The organism is Methylobacterium sp. P3_A11 (assembly GCF_056403155.1).
Genome location: NZ_JBFUGA010000137.1, coordinates 1 through 13,214 on the forward strand (window position 1 = coordinate 1; position 13,214 = coordinate 13,214).

Consider the following 13,214-nt stretch of genomic DNA (forward strand, 5'->3'; position numbering starts at 1 on the left):
AGCGCGGCGTCTTCGGTCCCATCGCCGCGTCATGCACGAAGGCTCGCTTACGCCACTTCGCGACTGTCTTGGGGTTCAGTCCATGCTGGGCGGCAAGATCTTTGAGCGGAGCTTTCGATCGCTGTAGCGTTGCTCTGACCGCGTGCGTGGTCGTGGCGCAGCCGTGAAGAACCTGTCCCATAACGCCTCCCGGTGTGCGGCGGTTACAGCTAAATTGATGCCACCACACCGCGGGACTGCACACCTAGCACCGGCGGGTCGTGCGGTGTCAGGCCTTTACCGACCTTCGATCAGCAGGGACGCCGGACCGCATAGCGATAGCGGCGTCCCTGGGCGTCGAGCAATTCGCTGTCGGATCCTTCCTGCCAGACGACCTCGTCCTGGGGACCGGCGGCGTTGGTCAGCGTTGCCCCGCGGACGATGTCGAGGCTGAGGCCGAATCCGTAATTGGTGGCCGCGGCGTCGGTGATCGCGGCCGAGATATCGGCTTCGTCGGGCAGGCAGGCGAAGAGCACGCCGTCGGCGATGGCCAGGGTGTAGGTTTGCACGGATGGGCTCCATGGGGCTCGGAGAGCGTGGACCGGCATGCGAGCGCCCCAACCTAGGGATCGAAGTCCGGATGTGAAGCGCGCCCACCGAATTGCTGCATTGCAACATTGCGTGAGAACGGGCGCGAGCCCTGGGCGTGTCCCCGTGGCGGCCCAGATGGCGGTCGAGATCACGGGCCATTTCGTCGATGACCGTCCCGGTTCCGGAGGCGTCCGGCGTGAACAGGTCGCGCGGCGGTGATCAGGATCGCTTCGGATTGCCGGACTCCCCGGGATTCCAGACGTAGCCGCCCCCATGGATACGAAGGAGCAGCCGGTCGCGGTTGGCCTCTGGCATCTGCCGGGGCTCGATCACGAAGGCGTTCACACCGCCGATTACCGCGGTCTCGCTGATGACGCCGCGTTCGCCGCGCAGGGCGGGGAGCCCGGTCGCCCCGGCATCGGCCAGCTTGTCGACCCGTACTCTCCGTGCCGCGGTGTCAGGCGGGTTCGCGTTCCATGCCGGATGGCGGTACGGCGCCGCTGTGCGGAATAGCGGGCTGACGGTCTCGGGTACCGGCGCCGCCGTGCCGGGAAAATTTCGGTTTCTTACGGCGGCCCGATCGGCGACCCACGCCTTCAGGCTCCGCGTTGGGGCAGGGCGGCGGGCGTCTCCGGCTCGACCACAAGGGTCGCCGGCACGGGACCGTCGCCCGCGAGCGCCTCGGCGATCGCCTCCGGTGCGATCGGCTGCTCCGACCCGGATCCCGCCGAATCCGGGGTGATCCGGGCGGTCTCCCGGCGCGGCCCGGCCTCCGCCGCAGCGGCGTGCTCGTCGGCGACGCGGGCCACGGCCTCGGGGGCGATCAGCCCGATCGCGGCGGCGTGCTCGGCCATGGCAACGCTGTCGGCGGCGAGCACGAGGCTCGACCCGGCCCGGGCGACGGCACCCGCCAGGCGCACGACCTCCTCGACCCGGGCGGCGTTGCGGGACACGTTCCGGATGTAGACCGCCAGCACCCGCCCGGGATTCTCCTCGACGATCTGCGCGTAGACCTCAGGGTCGTGCTGGCCGCTGTCGCCGATCAGCACGAAGGGCAGATCGCGGTAGAGGGCGAGCATGTGGCGGATCAGCGCCTGCTTGTGATCCGTCGCCCTTCGCGGCAGCGGGTGCGTCCAGGAGAGCCCCCATTCCCGCAGGAACAGCACCGGCCCCGCCGGGATGCCGTGGCGCTGGAAGAACTCCGACAGCATCTCGTAGAGGCCCCAGGGCGCACGGGAGACGTAGAGCATCGGGTTGCCCTCGGCGCCGCCGAGGCCGCCGTGCAGGGCGCGGTACAGGGCAGCCACGCCCGGGAAGGCGACCCGGCTCTCGGCATCCTCCACGAACAGCCGCCAGAGCATCGTCAGCTTGTTGGCGACGCCGGTGCGCATGATCGTGTCGTCGATGTCGCTGACGACGACGCAGCGGCACCGGTCGGGCGGGATGAAGACCGCGCCCTCGGCGGGGATCGGCGGGTCGGCGTCGAGGACGAGATCGACCGTGTGCCAGTCGCCCCCGTCCGCCGGGGGCGTGCGCGGGTACAGATGCACGCGGAAATAGCCGTCGCGGTCGGTTTCGACCCGGGCGGCGTCCCCTCCGAACCGGGCGGTCACGGCCGCCCCGGCCACCTTGTGACGGGCGATGCGGCGGCGCAGGTCGCGCCACTGCGCCCGCAGGGATTCGGGATCCTCGTCGGGAATGCCGGGCGACTGGCGAAACACCCGGCCGATCAGGAAGATCTCGTCGTGCGAGCCGTAGCCGCGATAGGGCTCGACCACGAGCCCGCCGCGGCCCTTGCCGCCATGCCCCTGCGCGCGGCGGACCGGCCGCGTGAGGACCCGCAGCGCCTTGGTGGCACCCCTGCGTACGCGCGAGGACATGGGATCGGCCGCTCTCAGGCGCTCACGCGGGGGGCAGCTCGGGGGTGAGTCCCATCGCGTCCAGCCCTTCCTCCAGGAGATCCCCGGCGTCGGGCGAGCCCAGCAATTCCCGCACGGCACCCTCGCCCACGGCCTCGCGCTCGCGGGCGAAGCGAACCGCCTCGCCCCATTCCTCAGGCTCCATGTCCCCACGCCCGACGTACAGGAGTGCCAGCAGCTCCGCGCGGGAATCGTCGTCGAGCCCGGCGATCATGCCGCGGACCTCGGATTCGGTGGCGTCGTCCGTCCCCGAGGTGAGGACGTCGGTGGCGCCGTCGTCGATCGGGTTCGAGCCCGAATCCGGATCGGTATTGCCCTCCTTGACCTCGATCGCGCGCAGTCGCGTGACGAGGTCGATGACGGTTTCGACGGCGATGTCCATGTGGTGATCTCCGGACTCTGGCAGGGTCGGGCAAGGGGAGCCCTCAAGCCGCGACAACGGACGAGCGGGCACCGGGTTCGCCCGATCCCCAGCGATAGCGGCTTGCGCGGTCCGCACCACTTCCCGGCTCACCGGCCGTGCGTTAGAGGCTGCAAGACTTTCCCGACGACCCGATCGATACCGGCGATAGACGTGGTTTTTTCAAAAACGTTCAGAATGTCCCTCGCCGATACCGTTCATCTTCGTGCGGGCAACTTGAGGTCCCGGCGCGTGGCCGGGCTGAGGCTGCGCGTTTCGGCTCTCGCGGGCCTCGGAGGCCTGGCCGGGGCCGCATTGCTGGGGCAGGGGACCGCCGTCGCCAAGCCCGGGGGCTACGAGGGCAGCGCGCCGAGCTGCTTCGTGACCGGCGGGGGCGCACTCGAGATCTGCCGCGAGGGCTCGGAGGCCGAGGGCGTCCTGATCGCGCCGGCCCCCTGCGCGTTCGTGCGCGGCGTGCAGATCCTGCGTCTGGCCCGGTCCGAGTCGCCCGGGCCGCTCCAGGCGGTGTTCCAGGGGCAGACCCCGGTGGCATCCCGCCGGGACGAGCCCTGTCCGGAGCGCCGGGCCACGGACAGCCGCGACGGGGGCGCCCTGCGCACCGGCCGCACCTTCGAGGCCCTGGCCACGACGCTGCCGCCCTCGGCCGACCGGTTCTGGGTCGACCTGCCCGAGCAGCGCGGGCGGACCCGCGGCTGGTCCGAGCCGACGCCGGCCGCCGAGGGGATCGGACCGCGCGACCCGATCGCGATCTCCGGCCGCGACTGGGCCGGAGAGGCCTACAGCTACGTCTTCCTGCTCGGGCAGGAGCGCGTGGGCGTCACCGGCGCCGCCGAGGCCGATACGAAGGATCGCGGCCGGCGGCGACGGTCGGAACCGGATGCGCCCACGGACGGGCCGGCCGATGTCCGGCGCCGCGTGCAGATCGAGGCACGCACCCTCGATTTCCAGACGTTCGAGATCCGCACCCGCACCGCCGACGGCTACGGGCTCGCCTGGACACCGTTCGAGACCGGCTCCGGACCCGGGCGGCGCAGCGACCCGCCCGCTCCCGCAGCGGTGATGGACGAAGCGGGGAAGCCAGTCGCCTCGGCCTGCACGGCCCCGGCCTTCGAGACCCACGGGCTCGCCGGTTCGATCAGCATCGTCGACCACACCTATCACTACGTCTACACGGACGTGCTGCCAGAGGATTGCGGGCTCGCCCCCGAGAAACGCCGAACCGGGCTCTTCCTGCGCACGGCGCAGGATTTGTCCGGACCGAAGGTTTGGTCGACGGCGCGGAAGCTCGCCGGGCCGCTGCCGCCCGGGACCCTCGTGCGGGTCGCCCGGGCCAAGGGCATGCAGCGCTGGGCGGTCTCCTACACATGCCAGCGGCCCGCCAATGCCCCCGGCGGACCGGTCGCCGACATCTGCCTGCAATACACCGCCGACCTGAGCCTCGACGGGATCGGAGCCCTCCAACTCTACGCCGATCCCGTCGAGGCGGGTCGCTCCTCCGCCTATCTCGGGCTGCGATCCGGCGGCGATGGCAGCGGCCGCTTCGACCGGAGCGCGCATTTCTGGATGACCGACGCGGAAGGCAACCTCGACACGCCCGCGATCTACCCCGGCAAGGCCGGCTTCCTCACCTGGCTCGACCGGCTCGCCCCGACCGCCTCGGGCCGCGACACGTCGAGCCTCTATGGGCGGCCCGTCTATTGGGCGACGTGGACAGTGCGCCGGATCGGGGCGCAATAAATCGGAGGAACCGCTATATCGGCGGCCGACCAGCCGCTTGAGGCGTGCCCGACGGACCCGATGGAAACCCATATCGACCTGTGGTTTGCCGCGAGCATCGTCCTGATCTCGCTGCTGCTCTCGGCCTTCTTCGCGGGGGCGGAGACCGCCTTCACGGCCGCCTCCCGTGCTCGGATGCACGCTCTCGAACAGGCGGGCGACCCGAGGGCGGCGATCGTCAACCGCATCCTGGCGATCCGCGAGCGCTTCATCGGGGCGATGCTGATCGGCTACAACATCGTGGCGATCGGCGCCTCGGCCTTCACCACCAGTGTGCTCACCGCGCTGTTCGGCAAGAGCGGCGTGATCTACGCCACGGTCGGCATGTCGGTGCTGGTCATCGTGTTCGCCGAGGTGCTGCCGAAGACGCTCGCCATCTCCAAGCCCGACAAGGCGGCCCTGCTCACGGCCCGGCCGGTGGCCTTCGCGGTGGCGCTGATGGGCCCGCTCGCCATCGCCATCGAGCACCTCGTGCGGCTGATGCTGAAGCCGTTCGGCATCACCATCGGCGAGCACCAGTCGATTCTCACCGCCGCCGAGGAACTCCGCGGGCAGGTGGCGCTGATGCACCGGGAAGGGGGCGTCGCCAAGGCCGAGCGCGACATGCTGGGCGGCCTCCTCGACCTGTCGGACCTGTCGGTCTCCGACGTCATGGTCCACCGCACCAAGATGCGGGCGATCGACGCGGATCAGCCCTCCGAGGACATCGTCCGCGCCGTCCTGTCCTCGCCGTACACGCGCATGCCGCTCTGGCGCGGCACGCCGGAGAACATCGTCGGCGTGCTCCATGCCAAGGACCTGTTGCGGGCGCTCGACGCCGCGGGCGGCGATGCCTCCGGCCTGAAGGTCGAGGCGCTGGCCCTCGAGACGTGGTTCGTGCCGGGCACCACGTCGCTGCGCGCCCAGCTCAAGGCCTTCCTGACCAAGAAGACCCACTTCGCCCTGGTGGTCGACGAGTACGGCGAGGTGATGGGACTCGTGACCCTGGAGGACATCCTGGAGGAGATCGTCGGCGAGATCGCCGACGAGCACGACGTCGCGGTCTCCGGCGTCCGGCCGCAGGGGGACGGTTCGGTGAACGTCGACGGCGGCGTGCCGATCCGCGATCTGAACCGCGCCATGGACTGGAACCTGCCCGACGAGGAGGCGACCACGATCGCCGGCCTCGTTATCCACGAGGCCCGGACGATCCCCGACCAGGGGACGGCCTTCAACTTTCACGGCTTCCGCTTCCAGGTGCTGCGGAAGGCCAAGAACCGGATCACCACGCTGCGGATCACGCCGCTCACCGCGACCGGCATCCAGGCGACGGCGCAGACGGAGGCGCAGCGCGGCACGGTCTGACCGCGCCGCGCCGGCGTGGTCTCGTCAGCCCGGCATCGCCTCCAGGCCCTCGGCGCGGATCCAGTCGCGCGTCCGGTCGAGGGCTCGGCCGAGCCGGTCGAACAGGGCGTCGATCTCGTCCGGCGCGATGATCAGCGGCGGGCAGACGGCGACGCGGTCGCCGACGAGCGCCCGCACGATCAGGCCCTCGGCCTGCGCGAAGGCCACGCAGCGGGCGGCCACGCCCTTCTTCGGGTCGTATTGCCGCTTGCTGGCCTTGTCGGCGACGATCTCTAGCCCGCCGATCAGCCCGAGGCCGTTGGCCTCGCCGACGATGGCGTGCTCGGCGAGGGCCGAGAGCCGGCGCTGGAAGTGCGGCGCCTTCTCGGCCACTCCCTCGATCACCCGGTCGCGCCGGTAGATCTCGATCGCCTTCAGCGCCACCGCGGCGGCGACCGGATGGCCGGAATACGTGGTGCCGTGCCCGAAGGTGCCGATCTTCTCGCTCTGGCCTACGAGCGCCTCGTAGAGCGGCGCGTCGATGCTCACGCCGCCGAGGGGCATGTAGGCCGAGGTCAGGGCCTTGGCGAAGGAGATCGAGTCCGGCCGGATGCCGAGCGCCTCGCTGCCGAACCACGTGCCGAGCCGACCGAAGCCGCAGATGACCTCGTCGGCGATGAGGCGGACGTCGTACTTCGCCAGCACCGCCTGGATCGCCGCGAAGTAGCCCCGCGGCGGCACGATCGCGCCGCCCGCGCCCATCACCGGCTCGGCGATGAACGCCGCGACGGTCTCCGGGCCTTCCCGCAGGATCGTCTCCTCCAGCTCGGCGGCGAGCCGGGCCGAATAGGCCTCCTCGCTCTCGCCGGGCTCCGCGCCCCGGTAATGATGCGCGCACGCGACGTGCAGGAAGCCCGGCAGCGGCAGGTCCCAGTCGGCGTGATTCGCGGCGAGCCCTGTCATCGAGGCACTGGCCACCGTCACGCCGTGATAGCCCTTCTGACGGGCGATGATCTTTTTCTTATTCGGCCGTCCCAGGGCGTTGTTGTAATACCATGTGAGCTTGACCTGCGTGTCGTTGGCCTCAGAACCCGAAGACGTAAAGAAGATCTTCGAGGTCGGAACCGGCATCAGCTCCTTGAGGGTCTCGGCGAGCTCGATCCCCGGATCGTGGCTGCGGCCGGAGAACAGGTGGGTGAAGGGCAGGCGCGCCATCTGCGCCCGGGCCGCTTCCACCAGCTCGGCGTTCGAGTAACCCAACGCCGTGCACCAGAGGCCGGACATGCCCTCGATGTAGGGCCGCCCCTCGGTGTCGTAGACGTGCACGCCCTCACCGCGCTCCAGAACCAGCGGGCCGGTGTGCCGGTGCGCCGACAGGTTGGTGTAGGGATGGAGAAGGGTTTCGACGTCGCGGGTCGCGAGGTTCGAGAGCATGGTTCGCAAGGTCCTCGTGCGAGGGTGACCGCCGCCACACTACCGACCCGATGCCCCGTCAGGTAGCCCGAAGGTTCTTCGGCCGGCCGTTGCCGGACGCATGCCACCCGCGATCGTCCCTCGCCCCGCACGCATATGCTCAACCCGGAAGCCTTCGTCGCCCAACCCGCCCCTGGCCGCGCCTGCGGCGCGTGCACGCTCTGCTGCAAGGTCTACGACGTGCCCGCAGTCGAGAGCGTCGCGGGCCAGTGGTGCCGCCACACCAGGGCCGGGCAGGGCTGCGCCATCCACGCCACGCGGCCCGATCACTGCCGGGCGTTCCACTGCCTCTGGATGACGGAAGCCTGGCTCGGGCCGGAATGGAAACCGGACCGCGCCAAGATGGTCCTGAGCCTCGATCCGCTCACGCGCAACATGAACGTGCAGGTCGATCCCGGGCAGGCGAATGCGTGGCGGCGCGAGCCCTATTACGGGCAGCTCAAGCGCTGGGCCGTGGCCTCGGTGCCGCTGCGGCGGCACGTGCTCGTCCACCTCAACAAGAGCACCACCGTCATCCTGCCCGACCGCGATGTCAGCCTTGGGGTTGTGGGCGCCGACGAGCGCATCGTCACCACCGACCGGATGACGCCGCAGGGTCCGAGCTTCGACGTCCGGAAGGTCCCGGCCTGAGGCATCCCGACAGGGTCGGCACCCGACGGCGCCGCCGGTCCCGACCCTGCGAAGACGGACGTCCGAGGCGCGCTTCCCCCCGATCCGCGTGGCGGTCGCGATGACGCGACGCGCAAGCCTTGCGAAGCCAGCCGCTTTGCCCAACTGATCGGGCATGACGACGGTTCACGATTTCAGCGTTTCCGCGGCAGACGGAACCCCTTACCCGCTGGCGCGGCATCGCGGGCAGGTGCTTCTGATCGTCAACACCGCCTCCCGCTGCGGCTTCACCCCGCAATACGAGGGATTGGAGGCGCTCTGGCGCCGTCACAGGGCTGCAGGCCTGACGGTCCTGGGCTTTCCCTGCAACCAGTTCGGTGCCCAGGAGCCGGGCGACGCCGCGGAGATCGCGAGCTTTTGTTCGCTGCGCTACGACGTGAGCTTCCCGGTACTCGGCAAGATCGCGGTGAACGGGCCGGCCACCGAGCCGCTCTACGACCATCTCACCCGAGCCCGAGCCGGGCTGTTCGGCACGCGCGCGGTCAAATGGAACTTCACCAAGTTCCTGGTGGGTCGCGACGGCCGGGTCATCGCCCGCTTCGCACCCGGGACCAAGCCCGCGGCCCTGGAGGCGAAGGTTCAGGCCGCCCTGGCCGAACCGGCCTGAGCCGCGCGCGGCACCTCAACGTCAGACAACGCCGAGTTCGGCGGTCTCCGGGACGGGGATACCGCGGCCGTCGGCACGTTCGCGCGCCCGCAGGATCGTCCGGAGGGGCGCGACCGGGAAGGGGCGCACGGCCTCGCGCAGAATACCCGTCAGGAAGCGGATCTCAGCGATCTTGCGCAAGGTCAAGCCGGCAGCACCGGCGCTCCGAGCCCGGATCTCAAGGTCCGAAAGCGCGTCGAACAGGGCGCAGCGCGCGTCCAGATCTCGGGAAGATTGCTTTGACGCGATCAGCGTAGCCAGCTCGCCTTCAAATCTGCATCGGACAGGCTGATCGGCGCGCATGATCGACTCAAACTCAATGTGCGCAGACCCTAAAACAGTGTTCGCGCTTTGTCAGCCGCTGACGCAGGCCGCGCGCCGTGAGTCCCGGATTGTTGCGCAATTGCATCTGCGCGGCCGGCCCCGGATCCGGTCACCGGTCGGCACCCACGATCGCCGCGGCCGCCTCGAACTCCGTCCGGCGCGTTTCGAGGCGCGCTTCGGCCTCGGCGTCGCGCCCCCAGACATCGGCTTGATAGGTTTCATCGACATGGGCTGCGGCCCAGGCCTCCGCCGGCGTGAGGCGCCCCCTGTGCACCGCCAGCGCTATCAGCAGGGAGCCGGTCAGCGTCGTCAGCGTGTGCAGGCCGGTCAGCCGGAACGGGTCCGTCACCGCGGCCACCGCCTCCGAGAGGGCTCGCACCGTGTCGGCGGGCTGCTCGACATGCATGACGCCCTCGCTGAGGATCACCCGCGCGCCGAACGCGTCCCGCGCCCAAGCGAGGATCGGGTCCCAGGCCGCCGCCTGCGCCGCCACGAGCCGCTCCGGGTCGCCAGCGCGGTAGGCCACGAGATCCGTCCCCGCATAGGCGCACAGATCGTCCGCGACCGCGGCGAGGCGGGGCGCGACCCCGTCGATCGCCGTGTTGGCGAGCCGCGTCAGGGGCATCCGCGCCGGGTCGATCACTTTGTCCTGAGCCGCCCATTCCGCCGCGACCTTCTCGGCCAGGGCGCGGCTCGGAAGTCGCAGCGGGTTGCGGGCCGGCGTGTTGGCCGGACGTCCGTCCAGGGTCAGCCGGTATCCTTCGCCGTCCTCGGCGAAGCCGGACTCCGTGTAGAACCGCCGGGGCAGCGCCGGCTTCGAATGGCCACGGGCCGCCCGGATCGGGTCTGGCCGCTCGCCGTCGCCCGGTTCGCCGAGCCATTCTGTCGTCTGATCGCTCATGACCGCGAGATAGGCGTTTCCAGCCCGACGCGCGAGCCTTTCGCGATCAGGCGATCGTCGCAAGTCCGTCGAGAAGTTGCACCTCCAGCGCTGCGGCGCTCGGCACCACCGTCAGTGCCCCGGCCCCGTAGAGTGCATCCGGGGGGTGATAGCCCCAGGCGACCCCGATGGCGGTGGCCCCCGCCGCAACCCCCATGGCGATGTCGAAGGTGGTGTCGCCGACCATCACGGTCGCCCCGGGCTCGCAGCCGGCCTCGCTGATCGCCTGCTGCAGCATGGTCGGGTCCGGCTTGGACGGTGCGTCGTCGGCGCTCTGGGTGGTGACGAACCAGTCACCCCAACCATAATGGGCGATGAGCCGATCGACCCCGCGCCGCGACTTGCCGGTGGCAAGGCCTATCAGCACGTCGCCCCGGGCATGCAGCCGGGCCAGAAGCTCGGCCATCCCGGGGAACAAGGGCTCCTCGTGCGCGGGATCCAGCCGCAGGCGGTTGTAAGCCTGCTTGTAGCTTTCCGAGAGTTCCGCGACTGGGCCGTCCTCACCGACGAGGCGGCGGAAGGCCTGCGGCAGCGACAGGCCGACCACGGACAGCGCCTCACGCCGACCCGGCGCCGGAAGGCCGTTCTCCGTGAAGGCCACCTCCTGGGCCGCCACGATCAGGTGCTGACTGTCGACGAGGGTGCCGTCGACATCGAAGACGATGAGCCTCATCGCCGACGACGCGCCGATGCCGTTTCGAACAGCGGTGCCGGCATGCGGGTCCCGGACCCCGTCACGGCTTCCGGCCCGGCTGAGCCGGCTGCCCGACCGCGGCGGGCTGCCCGACCGGGAGGCGCGTCCGCTCATAGCCGAGCCGGCAGCGGATCAGGAACCGCCGGCGCTTGCCGCCGCGCAATCCGCGCTGGTGCGAGGCCCGATTGCAGGCCGCATAGGAGCGGCGACGGCGCTCCGCAYGGGCATTGGTCGACGGGCGCGGTGCCGCCTGCGCGGGGGTCGCGGCGGCGCCCGGGGTGGCGGCCGGATGCTGGGGGGACGTCTCGACCGGGTGGGTGCCGTTCGCCGCCGGGGCCGGCTTGGCTGCCTCGCCCGATGCGGCATGCGCGGTGGTTCCGGCGAGGCACAGGGCGGCGAGGCAGGCCAGCATCGCGAGCTTCATGCGTCAGGGTCTCGAACCGCAGGGAACAGGCCCCGCGGCGGATCAGCGGGGCGCCGGGCAGCATATGAGGCGGCGCAGCCGATTGCCAAGGCATGCCCTGCGCGGGACTCCCGTTTGGACGGCCGGATTCCTGCGGGCTGCCACCAAACCGTCAAGCCCGCGCGGGACGGTGGTCATGTGACGGGAGGGGCGATCTGCCGATGAACCTCGTGCTGCTGCCCGGCTTCATGACCGATGCCGACCTCTGGACGGACATGGCCGACCGGCTCGCGGAGGTCGGGCCGGTCCAGCATGGCGACCTCAGCCGCGACGACGCCATCCCCGATATGGCGCGCCGGGTGGCCGCGGCGGCGCCCGCCCGGTTCGGCCTCGTCGGATTCTCCATGGGCGGGTACGTGGCCCGCGAGGTCGCGCGCAGCGTACCCGATCGGGTGCAGGCGCTGGTGCTGATCGCCACCTCGTCGCGGGCCGACACGCAAGCCCAGGCGCGCCGGAAGGCCGCCGCGGTCGCCCAGATCCGCCAGCATGGCTTCAGGGGTCTCAGCCAAGCCGCAATCCTCCAGTCCGTGCATCCGGGGCGGGCCGGGGATGCCGCTCTGATCACGCGGATCCGGCAGATGGGCGACAGGTTGGGCGGTCCGGCCTTCCTGCGTCAGGCCGGCCAGGCCCGCGCATCCGATCGCGACCGGCTCGGCGCGATCAGATGCCCGACCCTGGTCGTAGCGGCGGCCCAGGACGTCCTGCGCAGCCTCGACGAGGCGCAGGAGTTGCGGGACGGCATACCCCGCGCGACTCTCACGGTGATCGACGGGTCGGGCCACATGCTGCCCCTGGAAGTCCCCGAGACCCTGGCGGACGCGATCGTCCCCTGGTTGCAGGCTCAGGCTTCCGGAGCCTCGACGATCGGGTCGTAGCGGCTGGCATCGAAGCCCAGGAGGTTCCAGCTCTGGGCCATGTGGGGCGGCAGCGGCGCGCTCACGTCCACGGGCTTGCCGGTGCGCGGATGCGGAATGACGATCCGGCGGGCCAGCAGGTGCAGACGGTTCTGGATGCCCCCCGGCAGCTCCCAGTTCTCCACGGAGAAGTATTTCGGGTCCCCGACGATCGGGTGGCCGATATGGGCCGCGTGGGCGCGCAGCTGGTGCGTGCGGCCGGTGACCGGCTTGAACGACAACCAGGACAGCTTCTGGGCAGCCTGATCGACCATCGCGTAATAGGTCAGGGCGTGGCTCGCGCCCTCGTCGCCGTGCTTGGCCACGCGCATCCGCGCGTCGGCGTCGGTCGCCTCCTCCTTGGCGAGGTAGGTCGAGACGCGGCCCTGCCGGACCCGGGGCACGCCAGCGGTGAGCGCCCAATAGATCTTGCGCGCCGCCCGGGACCGGAAACTCTTGGCCAGCGTCGCGGCGGCGAGCCGCGTCTTGGCGATGATCAGGCAGCCCGCCGTGTCCTTGTCCAGCCGATGGACGAGGCGCGGCTTCTGGCCGTCCGGGCCGGTGAGCGCGGCGAGCAGGCCGTCCACGTGCCGGACCGTCCCCGACCCGCCCTGGACCGCGAGTCCGAAGGGCTTGTTGAGGATCATCATGTCCGCGTCCTCGTAGAGGATCAGCGAGCGAATGAATTCGGCGTCGTCCTGCTCGCGGGCGGCGTTGCGCGGCCGCTCGGAGGGCTGATCGAGGCGCAGGGGCGGTACCCGCACGCTCATGCCGGGCTCCAGCCGGTCGTTCGGCTTGGCGCGCTTGCCGTCGACCCGCAATTCGCCCTTGCGCACGATGCTCTGCACGCGGGTGAACGGGAGCAGCGGGAAACGGGCGGTGAGGAAACGGTCGATCCGCATACCGGCCTCGTCGGGCTCGACCACCAGGGTCTGCACCCCGGACGCGAGGGTCGCGGAGGCGGCGGCGCGCTGCTCGCGTCGGGTCGGACCGGGGGATGGGAGAGCGGCGGGGGCGGGGGCGGGGGCGTCGGACCGCTTCGCCCTGGGCCTTTCGTCGGACTTCGCCGGCCCGGGGCCGCGCGACCGGACGGCGTCGCGGGG

At 70.9% G+C, this 13,214-nt stretch carries 15 protein-coding genes; 5 read left to right on the plus strand and 10 right to left on the minus strand.

Annotation, left to right across the window (positions count from 1 at the left end):
* The 4 genes from AC1DXK_RS27605 to AC1DXK_RS27620 all read right to left on the minus strand — a co-directional run.
* Positions 1-181 (minus strand): transposase (locus AC1DXK_RS27605; protein WP_477299089.1); only part of this gene is annotated, 181 nt, incomplete at its 3' end.
* 109 nt (positions 182-290) lie between these two features.
* Positions 291-548 carry a hypothetical protein gene (locus tag AC1DXK_RS27610; protein ID WP_457106104.1) on the minus strand — a complete coding sequence of 86 codons (258 nt, stop codon included), beginning with the start codon at positions 546-548 and terminating at the stop codon, positions 291-293.
* 618 nt (positions 549-1,166) lie between these two features.
* On the minus strand, positions 1,167-2,450 hold the full coding sequence (locus AC1DXK_RS27615) for an App1 family protein (RefSeq protein WP_477299501.1): 1,284 nt from the start codon (positions 2,448-2,450) through the stop codon (positions 1,167-1,169).
* Between the two features lie 22 nt (positions 2,451-2,472).
* Positions 2,473-2,871 carry a DUF3775 domain-containing protein gene (locus AC1DXK_RS27620; RefSeq protein WP_457106106.1) on the minus strand — a complete coding sequence of 133 codons (399 nt, stop codon included), beginning with the start codon at positions 2,869-2,871 and terminating at the stop codon, positions 2,473-2,475.
* A gap of 216 nt (positions 2,872-3,087) precedes the next feature.
* Here AC1DXK_RS27620 and AC1DXK_RS27625 point away from each other — a divergent pair, with 216 nt between their 5' ends.
* Both AC1DXK_RS27625 and AC1DXK_RS27630 read left to right on the plus strand, forming a co-directional pair.
* Positions 3,088-4,647, plus strand: coding sequence for a hypothetical protein (locus AC1DXK_RS27625; protein ID WP_457106107.1), 1,560 nt, complete (start codon positions 3,088-3,090; stop codon positions 4,645-4,647).
* 60 nt (positions 4,648-4,707) lie between these two features.
* Positions 4,708-6,030 carry an HlyC/CorC family transporter gene (locus tag AC1DXK_RS27630; RefSeq protein ID WP_457106108.1) on the plus strand — a complete coding sequence of 441 codons (1,323 nt, stop codon included), beginning with the start codon at positions 4,708-4,710 and terminating at the stop codon, positions 6,028-6,030.
* A gap of 24 nt (positions 6,031-6,054) precedes the next feature.
* Here AC1DXK_RS27630 and AC1DXK_RS27635 read toward each other — a convergent pair whose 3' ends face one another.
* Positions 6,055-7,443 (minus strand): aminotransferase, encoded by a 1,389-nt coding sequence (locus tag AC1DXK_RS27635; protein ID WP_457106109.1) that lies wholly within the window; start codon positions 7,441-7,443, stop codon positions 6,055-6,057.
* A gap of 135 nt (positions 7,444-7,578) precedes the next feature.
* On the opposite strand from AC1DXK_RS27635, the gene AC1DXK_RS27640 reads away from it, so the two are divergent.
* Both AC1DXK_RS27640 and AC1DXK_RS27645 read left to right on the plus strand, forming a co-directional pair.
* Positions 7,579-8,112: a hypothetical protein gene (locus tag AC1DXK_RS27640; RefSeq protein WP_457106110.1), complete on the plus strand. Its 534-nt coding sequence runs from the start codon at positions 7,579-7,581 to the stop codon at positions 8,110-8,112.
* Between the two features lie 154 nt (positions 8,113-8,266).
* Positions 8,267-8,758 carry a glutathione peroxidase gene (locus AC1DXK_RS27645; RefSeq protein ID WP_457106111.1) on the plus strand — a complete coding sequence of 164 codons (492 nt, stop codon included), beginning with the start codon at positions 8,267-8,269 and terminating at the stop codon, positions 8,756-8,758.
* A 21-nt stretch (positions 8,759-8,779) separates the two neighbouring features.
* On the opposite strand, the gene AC1DXK_RS27650 is transcribed toward AC1DXK_RS27645, so the two are convergent.
* The 4 genes from AC1DXK_RS27650 to AC1DXK_RS27665 form a co-directional block, all read right to left on the minus strand.
* The gene (locus AC1DXK_RS27650) at positions 8,780-9,100 is read right to left on the minus strand and encodes a hypothetical protein (protein WP_457106112.1); all 321 of its coding nucleotides are present in this window, start codon (positions 9,098-9,100) and stop codon (positions 8,780-8,782) included.
* A gap of 130 nt (positions 9,101-9,230) precedes the next feature.
* Positions 9,231-10,022 carry an ATP12 family chaperone protein gene (locus tag AC1DXK_RS27655; RefSeq protein ID WP_457106113.1) on the minus strand — a complete coding sequence of 264 codons (792 nt, stop codon included), beginning with the start codon at positions 10,020-10,022 and terminating at the stop codon, positions 9,231-9,233.
* 46 nt (positions 10,023-10,068) lie between these two features.
* On the minus strand, positions 10,069-10,734 hold the full coding sequence (locus tag AC1DXK_RS27660) for an HAD-IA family hydrolase (RefSeq protein ID WP_457106114.1): 666 nt from the start codon (positions 10,732-10,734) through the stop codon (positions 10,069-10,071).
* A 61-nt stretch (positions 10,735-10,795) separates the two neighbouring features.
* Positions 10,796-11,179 carry a hypothetical protein gene (locus AC1DXK_RS27665; RefSeq protein WP_477299502.1) on the minus strand — a complete coding sequence of 128 codons (384 nt, stop codon included), beginning with the start codon at positions 11,177-11,179 and terminating at the stop codon, positions 10,796-10,798.
* 200 nt (positions 11,180-11,379) lie between these two features.
* Between AC1DXK_RS27665 and AC1DXK_RS27670 the strand changes: the two genes are divergently transcribed.
* Positions 11,380-12,093, plus strand: coding sequence for an alpha/beta fold hydrolase (locus AC1DXK_RS27670; protein WP_457106116.1), 714 nt, complete (start codon positions 11,380-11,382; stop codon positions 12,091-12,093).
* Here the strand turns inward: AC1DXK_RS27670 and AC1DXK_RS27675 are convergent.
* Positions 12,060-13,214: RluA family pseudouridine synthase (locus AC1DXK_RS27675; RefSeq protein ID WP_477299503.1), on the minus strand; the 1,155-nt coding region annotated here is incomplete at its 5' end. The genes AC1DXK_RS27670 and AC1DXK_RS27675 overlap by 34 nt on opposite strands.

Coding starts and splice junctions, on each gene's coding strand:
- AC1DXK_RS27615 (WP_477299501.1), bottom strand. CDS start 2,450: ATGTCCTCGCGCGTACGCAGGGGTGCCACCAAGGCGCTGCGGGTCCTC.
- AC1DXK_RS27620 (WP_457106106.1), bottom strand. CDS start 2,871: ATGGACATCGCCGTCGAAACCGTCATCGACCTCGTCACGCGACTGCGC.
- AC1DXK_RS27625 (WP_457106107.1), top strand. CDS start 3,088: ATGTCCCTCGCCGATACCGTTCATCTTCGTGCGGGCAACTTGAGGTCC.
- AC1DXK_RS27630 (WP_457106108.1), top strand. CDS start 4,708: ATGGAAACCCATATCGACCTGTGGTTTGCCGCGAGCATCGTCCTGATC.
- AC1DXK_RS27635 (WP_457106109.1), bottom strand. CDS start 7,443: ATGCTCTCGAACCTCGCGACCCGCGACGTCGAAACCCTTCTCCATCCC.
- AC1DXK_RS27640 (WP_457106110.1), top strand. CDS start 7,579: ATGCTCAACCCGGAAGCCTTCGTCGCCCAACCCGCCCCTGGCCGCGCC.
- AC1DXK_RS27645 (WP_457106111.1), top strand. CDS start 8,267: ATGACGACGGTTCACGATTTCAGCGTTTCCGCGGCAGACGGAACCCCT.
- AC1DXK_RS27650 (WP_457106112.1), bottom strand. CDS start 9,100: ATGCGCGCCGATCAGCCTGTCCGATGCAGATTTGAAGGCGAGCTGGCT.
- AC1DXK_RS27655 (WP_457106113.1), bottom strand. CDS start 10,022: ATGAGCGATCAGACGACAGAATGGCTCGGCGAACCGGGCGACGGCGAG.
- AC1DXK_RS27660 (WP_457106114.1), bottom strand. CDS start 10,734: ATGAGGCTCATCGTCTTCGATGTCGACGGCACCCTCGTCGACAGTCAG.
- AC1DXK_RS27670 (WP_457106116.1), top strand. CDS start 11,380: ATGAACCTCGTGCTGCTGCCCGGCTTCATGACCGATGCCGACCTCTGG.